This is a genomic window from Verrucomicrobiia bacterium, assembly GCA_035765895.1.
In the GTDB taxonomy this organism is placed as follows: Bacteria; Verrucomicrobiota; Verrucomicrobiia; order Limisphaerales; family DSYF01; genus DSYF01.
The window spans coordinates 1-20,073 of the sequence record DASTWL010000084.1 but is presented as its reverse complement, the minus strand read 5'-3'; the positions used below and the strand labels follow the sequence as shown (position 1 = coordinate 20,073).

Annotated in this window: 14 protein-coding genes and 1 pseudogene; 3 read left to right on the top strand and 12 right to left on the bottom strand. The window is 59.6% G+C overall.

Annotation, left to right across the window (positions count from 1 at the left end):
* Positions 1-1,097: 1,097 nt before the first annotated feature.
* From VFV96_16530 to VFV96_16500, 7 genes are all read right to left on the bottom strand, one after another.
* Complete coding sequence (locus VFV96_16530) at positions 1,098-2,570, bottom strand: leucine-rich repeat domain-containing protein (GenBank protein ID HEU5072011.1); 1,473 nt, start codon at positions 2,568-2,570, stop codon at positions 1,098-1,100.
* A 1,957-nt stretch (positions 2,571-4,527) separates the two neighbouring features.
* Positions 4,528-7,005: a glycoside hydrolase family 3 C-terminal domain-containing protein gene (locus VFV96_16525; GenBank protein HEU5072010.1), complete on the bottom strand. Its 2,478-nt coding sequence runs from the start codon at positions 7,003-7,005 to the stop codon at positions 4,528-4,530.
* Positions 7,002-8,549, bottom strand: coding sequence for a biopolymer transporter TolR (locus tag VFV96_16520; protein ID HEU5072009.1), 1,548 nt, complete (start codon positions 8,547-8,549; stop codon positions 7,002-7,004). The genes VFV96_16525 and VFV96_16520 overlap by 4 nt, the downstream gene beginning before the upstream one ends.
* A gap of 14 nt (positions 8,550-8,563) precedes the next feature.
* The gene (locus VFV96_16515) at positions 8,564-10,879 is read right to left on the bottom strand and encodes a glycoside hydrolase family 3 N-terminal domain-containing protein (protein HEU5072008.1); all 2,316 of its coding nucleotides are present in this window, start codon (positions 10,877-10,879) and stop codon (positions 8,564-8,566) included.
* Between the two features lie 354 nt (positions 10,880-11,233).
* The gene (locus VFV96_16510) at positions 11,234-11,884 is read right to left on the bottom strand and encodes a response regulator transcription factor (GenBank protein HEU5072007.1); all 651 of its coding nucleotides are present in this window, start codon (positions 11,882-11,884) and stop codon (positions 11,234-11,236) included.
* Complete coding sequence (locus VFV96_16505) at positions 11,881-12,987, bottom strand: triple tyrosine motif-containing protein (protein HEU5072006.1); 1,107 nt, start codon at positions 12,985-12,987, stop codon at positions 11,881-11,883. Before VFV96_16505 ends, VFV96_16510 begins: the two co-directional genes overlap by 4 nt.
* Entirely contained in the window at positions 12,938-13,168 is a 231-nt protein-coding gene (locus tag VFV96_16500; GenBank protein HEU5072005.1) for a sigma factor, read from the bottom strand. The genes VFV96_16505 and VFV96_16500 overlap by 50 nt, the downstream gene beginning before the upstream one ends.
* Positions 13,169-13,313: 145 nt before the next feature.
* On the opposite strand from VFV96_16500, the gene VFV96_16495 reads away from it, so the two are divergent.
* Positions 13,314-15,842 carry a heavy metal translocating P-type ATPase gene (locus tag VFV96_16495; GenBank protein ID HEU5072004.1) on the top strand — a complete coding sequence of 843 codons (2,529 nt, stop codon included), beginning with the start codon at positions 13,314-13,316 and terminating at the stop codon, positions 15,840-15,842.
* Between the two features lie 353 nt (positions 15,843-16,195).
* Here the strand turns inward: VFV96_16495 and VFV96_16490 are convergent, their stop codons facing one another.
* The 3 genes from VFV96_16490 to VFV96_16480 all read right to left on the bottom strand — a co-directional run bounded on the left by VFV96_16490 (position 16,196) and on the right by VFV96_16480 (position 18,068).
* Positions 16,196-16,651: a DUF1294 domain-containing protein gene (locus VFV96_16490; protein HEU5072003.1), complete on the bottom strand. Its 456-nt coding sequence runs from the start codon at positions 16,649-16,651 to the stop codon at positions 16,196-16,198.
* A gap of 377 nt (positions 16,652-17,028) precedes the next feature.
* Positions 17,029-17,823 (bottom strand): HNH endonuclease, encoded by a 795-nt coding sequence (locus VFV96_16485; GenBank protein ID HEU5072002.1) that lies wholly within the window; start codon positions 17,821-17,823, stop codon positions 17,029-17,031.
* Positions 17,824-17,864: 41 nt separating this feature from the next.
* Positions 17,865-18,068 carry a hypothetical protein gene (locus VFV96_16480; GenBank protein ID HEU5072001.1) on the bottom strand — a complete coding sequence of 68 codons (204 nt, stop codon included), beginning with the start codon at positions 18,066-18,068 and terminating at the stop codon, positions 17,865-17,867.
* A 61-nt stretch (positions 18,069-18,129) separates the two neighbouring features.
* On the opposite strand from VFV96_16480, the gene VFV96_16475 reads away from it, so the two are divergent.
* Together VFV96_16475 and VFV96_16470 are read left to right on the top strand one after the other, a co-directional pair.
* The gene (locus VFV96_16475; protein ID HEU5072000.1) at positions 18,130-18,834 is read left to right on the top strand and encodes an MvaI/BcnI family restriction endonuclease; all 705 of its coding nucleotides are present in this window, start codon (positions 18,130-18,132) and stop codon (positions 18,832-18,834) included.
* Positions 18,835-18,848: 14 nt separating this feature from the next.
* A complete protein-coding gene (locus VFV96_16470; protein HEU5071999.1) occupies positions 18,849-19,394 on the top strand; it encodes a hypothetical protein in 546 nt (181 codons plus the stop codon).
* A 211-nt stretch (positions 19,395-19,605) separates the two neighbouring features.
* Here VFV96_16470 and VFV96_16465 read toward each other — a convergent pair.
* Together VFV96_16465 and VFV96_16460 are read right to left on the bottom strand one after the other, a co-directional pair.
* Positions 19,606-19,713 (bottom strand): annotated as a pseudogene (locus VFV96_16465) (type II toxin-antitoxin system HicA family toxin).
* 93 nt (positions 19,714-19,806) lie between these two features.
* Complete coding sequence (locus VFV96_16460; GenBank protein ID HEU5071998.1) at positions 19,807-20,016, bottom strand: type II toxin-antitoxin system HicB family antitoxin; 210 nt, start codon at positions 20,014-20,016, stop codon at positions 19,807-19,809.
* Between the last annotated feature and the right edge of the window lie 57 nt (positions 20,017-20,073).

Here is a 20,073-nt window from a genome sequence, read left to right as displayed (position 1 = left end):
TCGCGGAACGGTATTACAACCGGGAACGGCGCCACAGCGCCCTCGGTTACCAGAGCCCGGTGGACTTTGAACTGCAACTAAACTAAAACACCTATGCGCACCGCCCCTCCAAGGTGTCCATCAAACCGGGTGAGGCCCAGCCGCGAATGCTATCCGTCTCGCCGCGCCGGGGGAGTGTCTGGTTTGGGACGCGCCCGAATGACGGCTTCGGCAGTCTCGCTGGTTGCCGCACCCGGAACGCAACGGAAGCGAACCGCAAAGCCTGCGCCGCGGATTGCGGGAGTGGAGCGCAGCGGTCGGCAAGCCGGCGAGTCTGCCGTCGGGCGCGCGGCGAACCGGGCCGCCAGCTTGGCGGGAAGGAGCCGACGGGGAACCGGGAGCGCGGAGCGGCGCGTGGCAATGGTGACGACGAAACGCACGGCGCCTTTGGCGGGCTGGCGGACGGCGATGGTCACGGAGGGAGCGGCGATGGTGTTGAGGATGTTTGCGTTCATGATGTTTTTGTTTTGTTGTGGGCTTACTGCCCTTTCATGAAACCGCGCGGCGCGGCCGGGCGGGCCGTGGGAGGAATCTCCGGAGGGCACCGCGCTGCCCCCCGGCCGGAAAGCCGCGCCAACCTAGTTGTATTTGGTGTGTGGCGAGAACCCGCGCACGTCGAGTTCATCCGTGAGTTTTTGAAGTAATGCAGTCATGACGACTGCATCATCTGTCACCAGCCTAAATAGAACGAGAATGCATATAAATCAGCCTCCCCTCATGCAACGGACAAAAAACGTTATGTCTAGCCGATTTGGCCGCGTTGCTGTGCGCCTTGGGCTCCCATTGGAACCGGCGGCACGGTGTCTAGCCGCATCCCTGCGGTTCGTTCGACCCCCTGGGCATTCATCCCACTGACCCGCGCGCCAAGTAGCGGACTTATTTCCCGGCGGTGGCTTGCCCGCCTGAAGGCAACTGGCACGGTCCGTCATGGCAGACACGGATTGCCGAAATTTAACCGACTAACCTTTAATTTTGCCCATAATTCACTGATTTAACCCAACTGAAATTAATGCCACAGACGTGTTTCGTCTGTGTGCATCTTTGGCTAAAAAATGGGATTAGCGGGCGCGGTAGAAGCGGGCGGGAAAATTTTTCCATTGCGGATCGGTGAAGTTCGTGGTCATGCCGGTCAACGTGTTCGTCCAGACGGGCGACCAGCTTGTGAGGTTGGTGCTCGCTTCGACGATGATGGTCTGGCTGGCGACGCCAGTGAGGGTGAAGCCGAAGTTGCCGGAAATCACACCCGCATTCCCGCTGATCTGCGGCGGATTCGGCGCGCCCAGCATCACCGCCATCAAGCCGCCGAAGGGATTCGTCCAGCCGTGCGTCCCGTAGTAGTAATAGACCGTCGCGTAGTCACCACCGAAAGTTCCGTTCCCCAAACTCGGCGCGTCGCCCAGAAACGTCACGTTCGTCAGGCTGACATCGTTGTAGAATGCCTGCACACCAAGACTCCTGACACTGGCGGGAATCGTGAGGCTCGTCAGGCTCACATCGCTGGCGAACGCCTGAATGTCGATGCTCGTCAGGTTGGTCGAGAGCGTCACGCTTGTCAGATAAATGTCGTTTTGAAACGCCTGCACCCCGATGTTCGTCACGCTATTGGGAATGACGATGCCCGTCAGCGCGTTGTTGTTGGCGAAGGCGCTCGCGGCGATGTCCGTGACCGGATAACCGTAGATGACGGCGGGAATGGTCACGTTTCCGCCGGAGCCGGTGTAGTTTGTGATGGTGATCGCGCCGTTGTTGAAGGTGAAACCGAAGCCGTTGAAGAACGAGAGCTGCACGGTGGTGGGCCAGCTTTCATAGGGATTCCAGCCACTCGTGCCTGGCGCGTAATAAATCACCATGTTGCCAACTCTCGCGAATGCAGCAAATCCCGTTGCGGGCGCATCACCAAAAAACGTGATGCTTGTCAGGGTGTGGCAATCCGCGAACGCAAACTCGCCGATGCTCGTCACACTGGCGGGAATCGTCACGTTCGTCAGGCTGGAAGACCACTCGAACGCATAATCAAAGATGTTCGTCACACCGTCAGGAATGGTGTAACTGCCGCCAAAAGCCGTTGGAAATTGCAGCAAGGCGGTTTGCGTCTTGTTGAACAGCACTCCATTGAGGCTGCTATAAGCCGGATTGCCCGCACTCACCGTAATGTCCGTTAGACTGGAGCACTCAGTAAACGCATAGACGCCGATGCTTGTCACCCCATTGCCAATCGTCACGCTTGTCAGGCCGGGGCAATAATAGAACGCATGGTTGCCAATGCTGGTCACGGTATCGGGAATGGTGACGCTCGTGATAGCGGTGCCCTCGAACGCGCTATCGCCGATAGCGGTGACGTGGTAAAAGTAAAGTCCATGGAAAAAGCCAGAAGGAATCGTCACCGCGCCGCCGCCCGTGTAGTTGGTGACGGTGGCATTGTAATTGGTCGTTCTGCCAACCACATAGGAATCGTAGGCATAAGTCAACTGCGCCCGCGCCAGCCCCGGCGTGAGCACCGCCAGCAGCAACATCAGAATTCTCAATTGCATGGCCGCCCTAATGCAATACCCCCCCTTTTTTGTCAATGTCGTTATTAGGTAGCATACTTTTAGTCATGAGACCCCATCGCGGGAAGGTAATGGCCGGAGGGCACCGCGCCGCCCCCCGGCCGGCAAGCCGCGCCATGCAAGGGCGGGAGCCACAACGAAAAAACTGAACGCAAACGACGCCCTCGCCAGCCCCGACACAGCGCCGTCAGGACGACAAGGGTGACGGCCGTTCAACCGGCCACGCGTGACGCGAAGCTGCCCGTGCAGGCGGACGTGCGCGTCGAGCGTGATACGGTTGGTCGCGCGGCGCCGCGGACAACGCCCGACCGAAGCTTCCATAAGTCCCAACTGGATTAACCAGCATCCCGCCAAAAGATTCCGGCCGGGCTCAGGCCGTCCCGCTCACTTCGCCAAACGTCCGCCGCGCCCGCGTGGCAAGCGGGATGCCGCGCAGCGCCGCCGGGGACATAATGCGATGTTGTGCGTAGCTTTATTCCAGGCTGAGAGGGGCCGGGCAGCGGAGAGCCTCAGCCGACCGGAATAAAGTAAGTGAGGGGCGAGCCACACCGGCGAGCGGCCGAACGTCGCACAACATCCGTTATGTCCCCGGCGGGAGAGCAAGTCGGACGGCCCAGTCCACGCAGCGAAAACGTGGAGCGAGTAACGTCGCCGGCCGACGGTCCCAAATGCCGGGCGGGCGCGGCGGACAAAGTTTCCAGCCACGGGACGGCCCGGGCTGAACGGCGGCCAGGGGCCGCCGCCAGAGATTGCCGGCCTTCGGCAAGGCATGCGAAGGCGCGAGTCGCCGCCGCATCAGGGTGGGGGGATGCGAGCGGTGCCGGGCCGCAGCTTTCCGCGCCGAGGGCCGGCCAACCTGGGGGAGCGCGAGCGAGTCGGTTGGCAACGCAGGCCCAGACGCGCAGTGCGAGCCCCACGGGCGAGCAACGAGCATCGTCGCCGGAGGATTCGCGGAACGCAGTGCCGCGAATGTCATCAGGCTCGCGGCGCCGGGGCGGCGAGGAACTTTATTCGTTGATGCCGCCGTGAATATGCCCGCGGTCGGCCAGCGGGGCACCGGGCCATCGGAGCAGCTTGAAGCGAGGTCCAAACGGAGGGAGAGCCGGCAGCGCGGGAAGCAAGTCAGTCTTGGTTGTGGGCAAGGTGATGGGGGCGGCTGCGGGGGAAGGGGGTGGGGAACATGAGGCTTTCATGGCAACCTGAGTCTAGCACCCATGCCGGGAATAGATACCAATGATTTCACAAATCGCACGGGCGTGCCCGAAGGACGGCTTCGGCAGTCTCGCTGGTTGGCTAATCCAAAAGAATGGGCTGTCTGTAACAGGCAGAATAAGGGGGGAGTCCAGAGGGTGACAATCCTCTGGCGCCGGCCAGCGTCAGGCCACGACGCGAAGCGCGCGTTGCCCCCGATGAGGCCAGGGCAGGATTCCCAAGGGCGGCAGCCCTTGGGTCAGACACAAAACAGCCGAACGCAGTCTGCGTTCGGCTTGAATGCAACTGGCGGCAAAAGCCGCCGGATTATGGCGCCGCAGGGGCGTTGGTCGAAGGCGGAGTTGTGGGTTGTTCCTGTTTTTGGCAGCCCGTCGCCACCACAACCAAACCCAGGACAACCACCATGAATAGGATTTTCATAGGCGGGACAATCATACGCCCTGAGGAACAACATTCAAGCGGCAAGGCGGGTTGGCTGATCGGAGCTGAACTGCGCGGCATCGGGTGGTGGACTTCTCCCGATCATCCGTGTGGCACCCAGCAGGCGCTGGGCAACCCGACCGAGGAAGCCGCGGTGGTTGGACTTCATTGGGCGGCCCGATGGGGCGTTGGGGGAGGCCCATTGCGACAAGTCTGTTTCTGCTGCTCCCAATGATAAAGTCCCCGAGAAAAGTTCGGGCTGAACTGTGCTGATACTGAACGCCGGTGCCTATCACCGGTTGCAGTTTTAACGAGGGCGCGCGGAAAAATTTGCCGTGCCCAAATTGTTCGCCTCGTTCGTCTCCGCGATCACGTGGCGATGGTCCACCTCGGCTTGCACTGAAAAATTTTCCTGGTTGACGGTCCAGTCAGGGTATCCCTCAGCACCTTGCGAGCTGCAGATCAAAGCCATGCCGCCAGCGGGAATGGACTGCCGCGAGTCGGCTGACCAGGCGACCAGCTTGCCGTCAATCCGGAATGAAACGCTCAGGGTGTCGTCCGTCTTTGTTGGTCCGGTGCCGCGGTTCAGGACCGAAGCGACGAATTGAACGCGGTCGCCAATTTTAGGGAACGCAGGCAAGGTCCGGATGTTCGTCACCAGCAAATCGGGTAATTCGCTCGCCGGGGTCAAAGTGAACGGCGCGGCCAGCGGCAGCTGATCGGAGGAGCCGCCAACGTGGACGGTGTATGGGCCGGCCGGCACGCGGTAGCGACCCTCGGCGGCATTGAAAATGTAGAGTTCATTCGCTGTCAGCGCGAACGTGACACGCCGGGTTTCGCCGGGCTGAAGGCTCACTTTCTTAAATCCTTTGAGTTGTTTCACCGGCATGACCACGGCGGGAGAAATGTTGCCAGTGGAAAGATAGAGCTGGGCAACTTCTTCGCCCGCACGCTTGCCGGTATTCGTGACGTCCACCTGCACGGTGATTTCCTGACCAGTCGGCGCGTGGTCCGGCGTGACCCGCAGGTTTTTATATTTGAACGTCGTGTAGCTCAGGCCGAATCCGAAAGCGAATTCCGGCCGCAGCTTTTGCGCGTCAAACCAGCGATAACCGAGGCCGCTGCTGACGACGCCGACAAAATTGGTGGTGATGGGACGTAACTGTCCGTCGTTTTTCGGGATGGTGACGGGCAACTTGCCGGACGGGTTTGCGCGCCCGCACAGAATGTCGGCCAGCGCGCGTCCGCCTTCCTGGCCAGGATAAATCGCGTAGAGCAGGCCTTTGACGTTCTTGATGACTTTGCTCACGGCACAAGGTCCGCCGCTGATGACGACGAGCACCAGGTTCGGATTGGCGGCGGCGAGTTCGTTGATGAGTTCGTTTTGCACGCCCGGCAAATCCACGCTGCCGCCGATGCGATCGCCTTTGATGAAATAGCCTTCGCCTTCGACCGTGTTGTCCAGACCGCCCGCGAAGATCACGACGTCGGATTCTTTGGCGACGCGTTTGGCCTCGGCGAACAGGGCGCGATTGGTGCTGTTGATATCGCAACCTTTGGCATAACGCACGCGGCTGGCTCCGAGCAATTTTTCCAACCCCTGCTTCGGCGTGATGGTGTAGGAAGGAATCACGGCGGAACTGCTATGTCCGTCCATCGCCATCTGGTCGGCGTTTGGGCCAATGATGGCAACGGATTTGAGCTTCGGGTTCAGCGGCAGAATCGCGCCCTGATTTTTCAAAAGCACAATACTCTTGAGGCCACTTTCGTAAACCAGCTCACGGTGCTCGGGGCAATCGCGCAGCTCCGCTGACACTTTCGGCTGGCCGTCCAACATGCCGGCGAGAAGTTTGGTGCGCAGCACATTGCCGGCGGCTTGATCCAATTGCGCGGAAGAAATTTTCCCGCTCGCGACGAGTCCGGGCAGTTGTTTGATGTAAAGGTCCGCGCCTTCGCAGAAATCCAGTTCCGCCGCCATCGCCTTCTCGGTGCTCCAGAAGCCGCCCCAGTCGCTCATCGTGTAGCCGCGAAAACCCCACAGGTCGCGGAGGATGGTTTTGATGAGGTTGTAATTCTCGGCGCATTTATCGCCGTTGACGAGGTTGTAGGCGCACATGACGGATTGCGCGCCGCCATCCTGCACCGCGCGCCGCCAGTGCTCGCCCCAGAATTCCACCAGGCTGCGCTGATCAATCGCGTAATTATTCGTCTCCCGATTGGCTTCGTAGGTGTTGAGGTTGTAATGCTTGATCGTCGCGAACACGGCGGTTTCATTCATGCCGTGGAGAAAACCTTCCGTGATCCGGCCGCCCAGGAAGGGATCTTCGCCGATGGTTTCCGGGGCGCGGCCATTGCGCGGATCGCTCAACAGATCGAGCGTTGGACCCGCAATACGATGACGCCCGCGCGAGGCTTGCTCCAAGGCAATGGCTTGGCCCACGCGCTGAATTAAATCCGGATCCCACGTGGCCGCCATGGCGAGCGTGACGGGAAAGCTCGACCAACCTTTGGCCTTGTTGCCGATGCCGTGCGGGCCATCGCTGCCGGTGAATTGCGGAATGCCTAGCCGCGCGTTGCCGTCAGTGTTGTAATACAGCTGCTCAATTTTCTCCTGCGTGGACATTTGTGACAACAGACCGTCAATGCGCGCGTCCAGACTGACGGTGTTCGTCGCCGGTTGGGCTGCCCATGCGCGTGTGCCCGCAGCGACACAAAGCAAACCCAGCAACAGGGTGCTCTTGACGGTAAATCGGTTTCTGAGCGCTGACGGGTTTGGAGATTTCATGGGGTGGAAGTTGGAATTGATCCGCCGGCTTTGCCCGTGTGACTAACGAAAGCCACGCGTTTGCTGTCGGGACTCCAGGAGGGCACGTTGATGGTGCCTTGTCCGCCGTAGAGGTAAGCGATCACCTTGGGTTCGCCGCCGCTCGCGGGCATCTCGCGCAGATAAACGTGCTGGTAATACGGGTGCTGCTCCGCCGGAACTTCCTTTGAGAACGAAATGAACACGATACGCTTGCCGTCCGGCGAAACGTGCGGGAACCAGTCATTGAATTCACCGTGCGTCAATGGCTCCTGCTGCGAGCCGTCGGCCAACATGCGCCAAAGTTGCATCGTGCCGGTGCGCGCCGAATTAAAATAGATGCATTTTCCGTCGGGGCTGTATTCCGAGCCGTCGTCCAAACCTTTGGCCGTGGTCAGGCGCGTCTCTTCGCCACCGGTGACGGGAATCCGGTAGATGTCGAAATCGCCGTCGCGCTGGCCGGTGTAAATGAGGAACTTTCCGTCCGGCGAAAAGCCGTGCAGATACGACGGCGACTTCTCCGTGATTTGTTTCGGTTTCCCGCCCGTCACCGGCAGCGTGTAAACGACGGATTTGGCCCCAGTCTCTTTCGGCGAATGGCTGATGCCCAAAGTTTTTCCGTCGAAGGAAAGCACATGGTCGTTGTTGCAGTGGGTGGCGAATCCAGTGTCGAGCGGCACCGGCTGCTGGGTGGCCAGCGGAAAATTGAACAGCCGGCCACGGGAATTGTAGATCAACGTCGCGCCGTCGGGCGTCCAGTTTGGGGCTTCAATGCCCGCATCCGTGGAGTAGAGAATGGTGCGCTTGCCGGTATCCACGTCCATGGTTTCCAGCCGGCTGCCGAGGTAATCACGATAGGGAACGAAATTTTTTGGCGCGGGAATCGTCAGCCGCACGTCTTGAAAAACCGCCTGCTCGATCACGGTGGTGTTATGCGCGCAAACGAACAGCCCGACGTAGACCTCGTCGCCGAGGTCCAGATTGGTCACTTCGGAAGTGATGAACGGTTCGCCGAAGCGCGCGACCGACATGGTGTATTTGTCGCCGCGCCGTTCAAGCTGGATCACATCCGCCGCCGTCAGCGTGGATTTCATCTCCTCCGTCTTCGCGCCGGTGTCGCGGCGGAACTGTAGCGAGGTCAGGCCGTCGCCATGCACCACGGCATTGACCTCGGGCGAACTGGTGTCGAGGCTGGAGCGCACCATCAAGCCAAGTTTGCGGTGCGGCTCCACGCCCTGGCCCACGAGATGGGCGCGGGTTTGGAGAATGAAATCACCTTTGATCTTACGCCAAACATAATGGAATTCGTCCTTGTCGAACCAGATGTTCTTGCCGCCACCGAAGACGGTGTAGGTATCGTTCGTGGCATCGTAAGCGGCGGAACCGGTCTTGGCGGGATTGCCGACGTCGGTGTTCGCTTCGAAGTCACCAATCGCGGCCACCGCGCTTTGCAGTGACAGGAGGGTCACGGCAGCAACCAGGCGTCCGGCATTTTTAAGAACGGTTTGAGGATGCGGTGTTTTCATAATTTTTATAGGCATTACTCCGAGAGGTTAAATTTTGCGGACAGATAGTCGGCGGAACTGGTGCCCACCATGACTTGAAATTCGCCGGGTTCAACGACGCGTTTCATTTCGATGTTGTAGAACTGGAGCTTTTCCGGAGTGACCGTGAACGAAACGGTCTGGGTTTCGCCAGCGGCGAGCGTGATGCGTCGGAAATCTTTGAGTTCTTGCACCGGCCGGCTGACGGAGCTGACCAGGTCGCGAATGTAGAGTTGCACCACTTCATCGCCGGTGCGGTCGCCGGTATTTTTGACGTCCACGGAGACGTGAACCGGATCGCCGACCTTGGCCGACGAGGGTGAGACTTGGAGGTTGTCATAGTGAAACGTCGTGTAGCTCAAGCCGTGACCGAAGGGGTAGAGCGGCGAATACGGACCGGAAACATACGGGTGTTCATGCACGAGCGGTTTGTGATTGTAGTAAACCGGCAGGTCGCCGACGCTGCGCGGAAAAGTGACGGTGAGTTTGCCGGACGGATTCACGTCACCAAACAATACGCGCGCCACGGCCGTGCCCTGTTCCTGGCCGAGATACCAGCCTTCGAGAATGGCCGGCGCGTTGGTCGCCAGCTCGTTGATGGCGAGCGGGCGTCCGTTGATGAGCAATACGGCGGTGGGCTTGCCCAACGCCAGAACGGCACGGGCCAGATCGTTTTGCCGTCCCAGCAGCGTCAAATCATTGCGGTCGCCATAGTGGTCGGGATGCCAGGACTCGTGGCAGGTATTTTCGTTGCCGCCCAGAACGAGCAGCACGGCATCGCTCTGCTGCGCGGCAGCCACCGCTTCAGCGATGCGGCGTTCTTCGGCCTGGGGCGTTTTGTCTGCGGCGGAAATGGTTTTGTCATTCTCGTAAATCTTGAAGCCTTCCGCGTAACGCACTTCGAACTGGCCCTGACCGTAGGCCCGCAAGCCGTCCACAATCGCCACGCCGGCGTTGGGTGCGGAATAGGAACCGTAATGGACTGCGTCGGCGTTCGGCCCGATCACGGCGAGTTGCCGGATGGACGAACGCTGGAAGGGCAGGGTGTGGCTGGCGTTCTTCAGCAGCACCATGCCTTTCTCCGCCGCTTCGCGGGCCAGGGTGCGATGCGCAGGCGAGCCCATCACCCGCTGCGTTTTGTCCAGACCATCCGTGTAAGGATGCTCGAAGAGGCCGAGCAGAAATTTATTGCGGAGCATCCGGCTGACCGCCTGGTCCAGCGTGGCTTCCTCGATCTGGCCGGAACGAATCAATTCCGGCAGATGCTGAAAACAGTCGTTGGTTTTGGTCGAAGGAAGTTCAAAGTCCAGTCCGGCGTTTAACGCGCGGCGGCCGGCTTCGGCGGGATTCGCACAAACAAACTGGCGGTCAATCATGCGGCTGACGCCGTCGTAATCGGAAATGACCGCGCCGTCGAAGCCCCATTCGCCGCGTAGCATATCCGTGAGCAGCCAACGGTTGATGCTGCCGGGCACGCCGTCAATTTCCGTGTAGGCCGCCATCACGGTGCGCACGTTGGCGCGCTTGACCGCTTGCTCGAACGGATAGCAATGTGTTTCGCGGAGCACCCGCTCGGAGAAATCCGCCGGCGCCATGTTGTTGCCGCCTTCCGGTTGGCCATGGCCGGTAAAATGTTTCGCGCAGGCCAGCAGATGGTCGCCGTCAATTCGCGGGGAGCGACCTTGAAGTCCCCGGATGGCGGCGACGCCCATTTCGCCGACCAAATAGGGATCCTCGCTGTAAAATTCATCAAACCGGCCGAAGCGGGGTTCGCGGGCGAGATCGAGCACCGGCGTTGCGGCGTGGGTCACACCGTAGGCGCGCATCTCCAACGCGACCGCGCCATAAATTTTTTCCAGCAACGCCGGATCCCAGGTGCTGGCCAGCGTGAGCGGCACCGGGAACACCGTGGCGTTGGTGCCGACGAACCCGTGGCACGCCTCGCCATCGAAAAGCGCGGGAATACCGAGACGCGTTTTCTCCATGAGGAAATGCTGCACCGCGTCGTGGAAGCGGGCGTAGTCCCCGGGCGCCAGCTTGGTATCATATTCGATGGCGCCGACGCCGTTGGTGATTTGCGGCAAGGTGAGCGCGATGTCGTCCGCAATGGATTGATGCTTCAGGAGTTCGGCGAGATTGGGCCAGAGATTCAACTGGGCGACTTTCTCCTCCAACGTCATCCGGGGCAAAAGGTCCCGAACCCGCGCCTCTACAGACCGGTTCGGGTCTTGATAGGGCAGCGATTCAGCTTTAGTGATGGCCGCTGTAGCAAGAGCGAAGGGCAGTCCCAGGACGAGGTAGAGGCGTTTCATGCAATGGCAGCGCGAGTGAGATCCAACATCGGAGGGTTGATCAGAAAACAGCTTGAGGTGAAAAGCGGGGGCAATGACCGCTCCCCAGCGGTTACTGCCCGTCTTCACCCAACCAAAATTTTAATCCTGGCATCTGGCCCTTCAAACACGGGCACCAAACGACGCGTTCGGACGGGCAAATCGGAGGAAAAATAGATGCCACACCAAATTCGGCCACCCCACAAAACAGTAGGGCCTGACAAAATTCTTGTAGCAGGTGAAACAGTGGCGTGGTCCGGAGTCGGCAGGACCGAAAATTCAGTATGAGTTCGCCACTCCAATCCGCAGGGCTTATTCGCGAAGCGGGACACCGACCTAAGACCGGGAGTTGTGTCTCGAAACTTCCCGGAGCTTGTTAACCGCCTGCATCCGACTCTGCACATGGAGCTTCTTATAGATTTCGTTCAGATACCAACAAACCGTGCTCAGGGTGATCGACATTTTGTCGGCGATCTCCTTGTTGGCGTATCCTTTCGCCACCAATTCGAGAATCTCGCGCTCTCGGGGCGCCAACGCATCCGTTGGCGAAGGAGCGGGTTTAGGCTCATGGAACGCGGCGATAACCTTGCGGGCAATCTCACTCGTCATCGGCGCTCCGCCGCGGTGCGCCTCCGTGACTGCCTCAATCACTTCAGCAGCAGTGGCCTGCTTGAGCAGATAGCCTCCGGCACCGGCCCGCAATGCCTTGAAAACATGATCGGCATCGTTGTAAACCGTCAATATCACCACGCTGAGGTTCGGGAGTTTCGCCTTCACGCTGGCGGTTACTTCGGCTCCGGAGCAGTCCGGGAGATTGAGATCCATGAGAACCACCTCCGGCAAGTCCACTGGAATCCGTTCCATGGCCTCGGCCCCGGTGGCATACTCCGCCACGCAACTCAACCCCGGCTTGGATTCAATGACTTGGCGCAGACTTCTGCGAAACCGGGCATCATCTTCAACAATGGCGATTTTTATTTGTTTCATGTCCCAGGATCTACAGGGATGATAAATGTCACCGTGGTTCCGCTTTCTGGGCTGCCGGCCACCTCACACTTGCCCCCAAGCCGGGTCAATCGCTCGCGCATGCCAACCAGACCATGGCGCAAGCCTTTGTCGTCCGCCCCCCCAAATCCACGCCCATTGTCACGCACGCGAATCATCAAGTTGCCGTTTGAGGAGGCCAGACAAATTTCCACGCGGGTGGCACCGGAATGCCGGATGACGTTGTTCAAAGCTTCCTTATATGCATGGAAAAACTCATGGCGATCCTCCGCATTCAGGTTGCCCGCGGGAAGAGGCTCCACCACTTCCAGACGGCACCGGATGCCCGCGCTGCCAAGCAGTTTTTGTGCATAGGGGAAGAAGTAGTCTACCAGGGACTGGGAGGTGTCATTGGCGGGGTTGATGGCCCACACGATTTCATCCAGTGAAGCCGCCAGCGAACGAGCCCGATCCGTGATTTCCTGGAGTCGCTCCTGACTTGCTGGCCGCAAGCCGGGATCGTTGCCCGCGACGTCACCCAACAGGCCAATCTCCGTCAAACCCACCCCCAAATCATCATGCAAGTCACGGGCGATGCGGGTTCGCTCGATTTCGAGCGCGCGCTGATGCTCCAATCGTTCCATCGCAAGCCCGTGACGCCGCCGCAGGACAACCATCACCAAGCCGGAACAGGTCACCGAGATCAATGCCACAACACCAGTCTTGAACCAGAGCGTCTCCCAGAACTGCGGCTCTATGATGATCTCAATTGAATCCCCAAGCTCATTCCATATCCCGTCGCTGTTGCAGCCGATTACTTTGAAGAGGTAGCGCCCCGGAGGCGGATGCGTATAGTCAGCAACGCGGCGTGAATCTGCCTCAACCCACCCGTGGTCCAACCCCTCCAGCTGATACCGAAAGCGGGTCCGCTCCGGAGATGCAAAACTGAGTCCAGTGAATTCAAATTGAATCAACTGTCCGCCGGGCGGCAGGCGTATCTGGTCGCTGCCAGAGTCCACCGACTGCGGGTTTCCGTTTGTCGGCTGGCCAACTGGGCTAAAACTCAACTGCGGATAGATCGTCCGCACCGCGCCGTCCCATATCACTCTTTCGCAAAATGCGATAGAACCACGCAACCGTATCGTCCTCACTTGTCGGCTGCTTGGCGGAAGCCAACGCCTTGACGAGACTTTCCTGCACCACATCTTCGGCGAGGTGTGGATCACCGAGGCGCTTGCGCGCAAACCCCACGAACGCATGCATGTTTTTCAGCACGGATTCTTCCATCAGCTTCACCTTCGAATTCTAGCCACTGACCCGCAACCGGGCAAAGCCAATCACAGCCGACAGCAAATTGAAAAAATCTTAAAATAGCGTGTAATGGTTTCGGAACTCGTGCGTTTGCCTCTGTGGAATGACGAAAGGCAACATTATGACAAAAGACCCAATGTGCGGAATGACGGTGGATGAAACGATGGCTCTCCGTGCCGAGCGCGATGGAGAAACCTTTTACTTTTGCAGCGAACACTGCCGGAAGAAGTTTCTGTCGCAAAGCGCGCCCACCAAAACGGACGGTGGTTGTTGCAGCGGCAAAAGCGAACATGCCGACCACGGTAGCCACGAACACGCGCATGGTGCGAAGGAACATTCTTGTTGTGGCGGCACTCAGGCACACCGCGACCATTCCCACTACGGTCACGAACACGCGACGGTGACACCATCCGCTGCTGCAAAATATTTTTGCCCGATGTGTCCGGGCGTGGAGTCGGACAAGCCAGGCGATTGCCCGAAGTGCGGTATGGCCTTGGAGCGCAATCCCGCGTGGAAGCCGACCGCGAAAACCATCTATACCTGTCCGATGCACCCGGAGATCGAGCGGGATCTTCCCGGTGATTGCCCGAAGTGCGGCATGGCGCTCGAACCAAAAACCGTCGCCGCCGAAAGCGATGTGGAGGAGGACAACTCCGAGTTGCGGAACATGAGCCGCCGGTTCTGGTCCGGCGCAGCGTTGACCTTGCCGGTGTTCATCGTTGCGATGGCGCATATCGTGCCCGCGTGGAGTCATGCCGAATGGCTGAACGGCGAAGCGTCGCGTTGGGGACAATTCATTCTCAGCACGCCGGTCGTCTTGTGGGCGGGTTGGCCTTTCTTCGTGCGCGGCGCTCGCTCACTGGTGAACCGCAGTTTGAATATGTTCACTCTCATCGCGCTGGGCGTGGGTGCGGCGTATGTCTTCAGTGCCGTGGCCATGTTCTTTCCGCCGGCATTTCCGCCCGCATCGGGTCACAGCGGCAAACCGGCGATCTACTTTGAAGCGGCGGCCGTCATCACCGTGCTGGTGCTGCTCGGACAGGTGTTGGAACTGCGCGCCCGCCAGCGCACCAGCGGCGCAATCAAAGCCTTGCTCGGCCTCGCACCAAAAACCGCCCGTCGAGTCACGCCGCAAGGCGACGAAGACGTGCCGCTTGATGCCGTGCATCCGGGCGACCATTTGCGCGTCCGCCCCGGTGAGAAAATTCCCGTGGACGGTGAAGTGGTCGAAGGCCGCACGTCCGTGGATGAATCCATGCTCACCGGCGAACCGTTGCCAGTGGAGAAAGCCCTTGGCGCAAAAGTTTCCGGCGGCACGGTGAACACCACGGGCGGCATCGTGATGAAAGCCGAGCGTGTCGGCAGCGAAACCATGCTCGCGCAAATTGTGAATCTGGTCGCGCAAGCCCAACGCAGTCGCGCGCCGATACAGGCGTTGGCGGACAAAGTGGCTGGTTGGTTTGTTCCGACCGTGCTTGCCATTGCTGCAATCACGTTTGTCGCTTGGTTTGCTTTTGGGCCAGAGCCACGGCTCGCTTTTGCCATCACCAATGCAGTCGCTGTTCTCATCATCGCTTGTCCATGCGCGCTTGGACTCGCCACGCCCATGAGCGTAATGGTTGGCATCGGTCGCGGCGCTCAGATTGGCGTGCTCATTCGCAACGCCGAGGCCATCGAAAAGCTCGCCCAACTCGACACGCTCGCCGTGGATAAAACCGGCACGCTCACCGAAGGTAAGCCGAAGCTGGCGCAGGTGTTGCCAGTCAGCGGGGTTGACGAGCAAGAATTGCTGCGCCTCACCGGGTCGCTCGAACAGGGCAGCGAACATCCGCTGGCGCACGCCGTTGTTGTTGCCGCCAGCGGGCAAAAACTTCCGCTTGAACCTGCGAAGGATTTTCAGTCCACGACCGCAGGCGGCGTGGCGGGCACTGTCGCTGGACGCCATGTGTTGGTTGGCAAACCCGACTACCTGCGCGAAAACGGAGTGACCGACATCGCGGCACTCGAAACACTCGCCGCTCCCCGCCAGGCCGAAGGTGCGACCGCGATCTTCGTCGCCGTTGATGGCCGCGCCGCCGGAGTTCTGACCGTGGCCGATCCGGTGAAAGCCACCACTTCGCAGGCGCTCGTCGAATTGCGCGAACTCGGCGTGAACGTCCTCATACTCACCGGCGACAATCCGCGCACCGCCGAGGCCGTCGCCCGCAAACTCGGCATCACTGACTTTCAAGCGGGCGTCACCCCAAACGACAAACACGAGAAAGTAAAAACGCTCAAGGCGACGGGCCGCATCGTCGGCATGGCCGGCGACGGCATCAACGACGCACCCGCGCTTGCCGCTGCCGATGTTGGCATTGCGATGGGCACGGGCACAGACATCGCAATGGAAAGCGCCGGGGTGACGCTGGTGAAAGGCGACCTGCGCGGCATTGTGCGGGCGATAAAACTTGGCCGCGCCCTGATGCGCAACATCCGGCAGAATCTTTTCTTTGCATTCGTCTATAACGCGCTCGGCATTCCTGTCGCGGCAGGTTTGCTCTACCCGTTCTTCGGCGTGCTGCTCAGTCCCATCATCGCGGGCGCGGCCATGAGCTTGAGTTCCGTGTCGGTCATCGTCAACGCGCTGCGGCTGCGCAAGGTGGACTTGTGAAAACTCTGAGGACGTTGAATTGACCGTGGGACATCTCAACGGGATTGGGTGAACGCAATTTCGCGGTGTTGCAGGCTAATGCCCCGTTGAGGCTGGCGGGAGGGCGAATATTCTGCCACCTGAGCATCGTAACCGGAGCCGACCAGGTCCGGGCCAGATAGGGCAGTCTGTCACCGGCTGCGTGAGGGGCCGCGTGGGCGCGTCCATCTGACTTCTGGCCGGGAGCGATTCGGCGAGTGGACGGTCAGAGGTCAGACTCACTGAAGTCCCGTCGGCAGTCTGCGACTTTCAGCGAATCGAGCGCAGCGGCGGTGAAAGTTGCAGTCTGCCGACGATTCGGGATTGTATCAGGTTCATCTTCGCTGCTCGACCGCCCGCGTGCGTTCAATCCAGTTTTCGGTTGCCTTCAAAAACTGCCAGCTCTGGAGCGAATCACACGCGGCGAACTGCCAGGCGAGCACGATCAGCCAAAACATAAACTGATAGCTGCCTTTGGAACATTTGTGACGCAAACGGCGCTGGGCCAGAAACCCTCCCGGCCAGCCGCCCAGCAAATCCAGGAAGTGAAGCCGGGCTTCCGGCACCCGCCATTCGCCGGCTTCAGCCCGGCGTTTGTCTCGCGCATAGATCCAATAAGCGCGGGCCAGATGCAGATTGAGCACCGGCTGGCGCTGCGCTTCGTTGCGCGCGTTCAAGAGACTGCGGGCCTCGGTCTCGTCCTTGGTGCGCAGGCTCGTCTGCTTGCCGGTCGCGCTGTCTTGGAGGTGGAACACCTCACCGCGCCGGAACAGGGTGTATTTGTTTTTCATGTGGCATGGGGCTGCATCATGCAACAGTTCCGCGCGACGCGTTAGCGCGTCGTGGGCAAGTTTCAGCGGGCTGGTGCCGGAGTGTGAATCACACCGCCGCGTGGCTGGCAGTGCCACTGACAGTGGCCGTCCAACGGCGCAAGAAACCCAATGTTTATGCGGGTTTTGTCAACTCGAACACAGATGGACGCAGATAGACACGGATAATCGGCGGGGTGTGGCGGTTCCGCCGCGGCTGCCCTCAACCCTTCGCCCTCAACCAACTTTGTAGCCGATAGTCCACAGACTGAAAGGCATCCTCCGGCGCATGATACGCGCCATGCCTGTCAGGGATAAGACTCTTACAACCTTCGGCCAGAACGTAGCCCGCTTGCGGGTTATGCCTGAAACACTTCGTCGCGATGGTAGCGTAAAAATTCGCTGCCCGGCTCCGCCAGTTTCTCTGGGAGTCGGATTGGTTGCCCCTCGAACGGGACGAAGTTTTGTTCAAGCGCTGGTTGTGGGAAGAACCTCTTTAGCCGTTTGCTGAGGACCACGCCCAATTTGTCATCCAGCGTGATGAGTCCGGCGTCGAAAGCTGCGTCATGGAGTGTCGAGAGACAAAGTCCGTTGCGCGGATTGAGCCGGTCGGCGGGAAATCTGCCCCACGGCTTGATGTGACTTGCCACCAGCAAACGAGGGACATTGATGCCGCTGATGCAGCAACGCACGTCATATGCGGTCAGCACCGCTTGCCGAAAGAACTGCTGGCCGCGCCGGACTTTGACCGTCGCCTGCATTTCCGTTGGCCCACTTGGTGCGACGAGGCGAACATTGTCGCGCGACAGGAAATCCACTTCCTTCGTTTCGTCTTTCGTGAACAGGTCATGGAGCAACTCTTCGCTCTCTGCGCCAAGGCCTGCCAAGTTTTCCTGAAATTCCGTCCAAAGAACCCGGTCGTCGTTGGCCGCCCCGGTCATTCCAACAATTCCGCGCACCTGAAGCACGGGATCGAGCGACGCGAAGTTGCACAGCTTGATTGCTAGACTGCTTGCGGTGCGGCCCATTTTCGCCGCCACTTCCTTGATGATGGGGTTTCCCTTGTGGAGTTTCCCGAACGGAAGCTTGCAGTAAAGATTCAGGGCAATGAGCCGATGCTCGCGCGTCCACTTTACTGACGGTGCTTTCGCCATGCGGGAAGCCTGCAAGAAGTAGCTTCGATTGTCAGCTAATACTACGGGCTGACAGCAACGATTCTGTAATCCGCAGGGTTTTCTTCGATGTCCATGCCGCCGGAGGCGACAGCAGCTTTCACCTTGGCGAAGTGGTCGTCCAACTCTGCCTGCGCTTCTTGCAGGGTTTCAAATCGCGTGAGCTTGCTCTCCTCGTCGGTTTCATCCGTCCATCCGGCGTCGTCCCACCCGTAGATATATTTCATCTCGACTTTGTATCGCATCATTCATTTAAGGCACGAGCGCAGGTGATAGCAAGTCGCCGCGCTGGCGGAACTGCTGGAGAAGTTTGACGCCATCAAGGAGCGCGGCTGGATTGATTCGCTGCGCACGGGCGACACTGGAATCGGTTACACGTTTGAAACTTTGCTCGGCATCAAGGAGAACAACGACCAGCAGGCGGATTTCAAAGGCATCGAGATCAAGTGCAAGGGAACGAAGGAGGGCGAACATTCCACCAGCTCGAAACTGAATCTGTTTCAGGCCGGGCCGAACTGGCTGGTGGACGCGCCGGCCAAGGAACTCATCCGCATTCTTGGCAAGCCCGGCGACGACGGTCTTTTCGCGTGCTACTCCCAAGTCACCGTCACGCCGAACAATATCGGACTGCTGCTCGAAATCCTCCGGACAAACGAGAAGATTGACCTCCGCAAGAGCACCGAGGCGCTGGGCTATTGGACGTTCCCGCAACTGGCAAAGAGGCTGGCTGAAAAGCACTCGCGCGCCGCTTTTGTGAAGGCGCGGGTGCGAACCACGAAAACCAGGAGCCAGTTTGCTTACGAGGAACTCGTCTATTGCGACCGGCCCAGTATTGACCGGTTCGTGAATCTGGTCGCCGACCGGAACATCGTCTTCGAATTCACCATGTCAGAGAAGCCGGACGGAAAGATTCGCAATCATGGTTATCCGTGGCGGCTGGTTCGTTCGGAATTTCTCGACCAGCTGTTCACCTTTCAAATCAAGCTGCGGTAGGCCACACTGGCGACATGTCAACGAAGTGCTCAATCGCCCACGGCGGCGACTTCCATCTCTACAACGAGTGTTTCGACGAGGACGGCGTCTATCTGGAAGTCGAGGGCAGCCCGAAGTTTGAAGTTTCGCCTGGCTCGGTCATGGTCAGGATACCGGCTCACGTCTGGGAAGCGATCCGCACGTTTCCCGGCGTCTGGCTGGAATGGGCGGACAAGAGCGATGCGGAAATCCGGGAGATTGTAGAGAAGAACGTGGATGAGCGCATTGCGGAGTGGCGCAAGGCGAAGAGCAAACGCGAAAAAGCTTGGACGAGCCTTGCTGGCGGAATGGTCTATGGCGGTGCAGATGATCCGAGAGCCAAGCAGATTCGGAGCGGTTTGAAGGAAATGCTTCATCGCCGCGATCTACAGCGGCGCGTCAAACGGCTGTCGCAAAAATTGATTTGGGAGAACAGCCCCGAAGGCCGGCGCAAGCGGCAGAAGGAAAGCGATCGGAGGGCGGCTCGTTATCAGGCGGCATACAAGGCTGCCGAGACTCGCCGGAATAAGAAAGCCCGGTGAATCTGTGTTCATCAGTGTACATCCGTGGTTGGGGCAGGGTTGAGGGTTGGGGGTTGAGGGGGCGACCAACCCACCCCTGACCCCTCCCGGGAGGGGAGCTTCAGTTTTTGTGTGGTTTGTGTGTTTCGCGGTTAAACTGCTCCCATGCCTGACGTGTTCCCAGAACGCGGAGTGCGGAATTCGGAACGCGGAACGGAGGAGCGGTGCGAGATCAAAACCCAAAGTCCTTCGGCGTGAGGCCAGATTGCCGGATGAGGGAACGGGTGGTGCCGATGGGCAGTTCTTTCTTTGGGTGCGGAACGATGGTGATGCGCCCGGACGCGTTGCGGTATTTGGCATGGCTGCCTTTCTGGGAGACGAAGGCGAAGCCGTGCTGTTGCGCACGCGGATGACGTCCGTGGAGCCCAGCCGTCTAGGCATTCACCAGCTCCTGGCCGACGTTGAGGTCGGTGACGGGCGTGTAGGCGGATTCGGATTCGCCCTCGAAGTAGAGTTCGACGGCCTCCTTGAGATTGGCCACGGCTTCCTCCCGTGTGGCTCCGAAGCTGGAGACGTCCACATTGAGGCACTGGCTGACGAAGAACTCGTCCTCGCGGTAAACGACGTAGGCCATTTGTTTCATGCGGCGAATTTACCAGCGGCCGGGCAGAGTGGCAACCGGGCGGATGGGGCGCTCGCT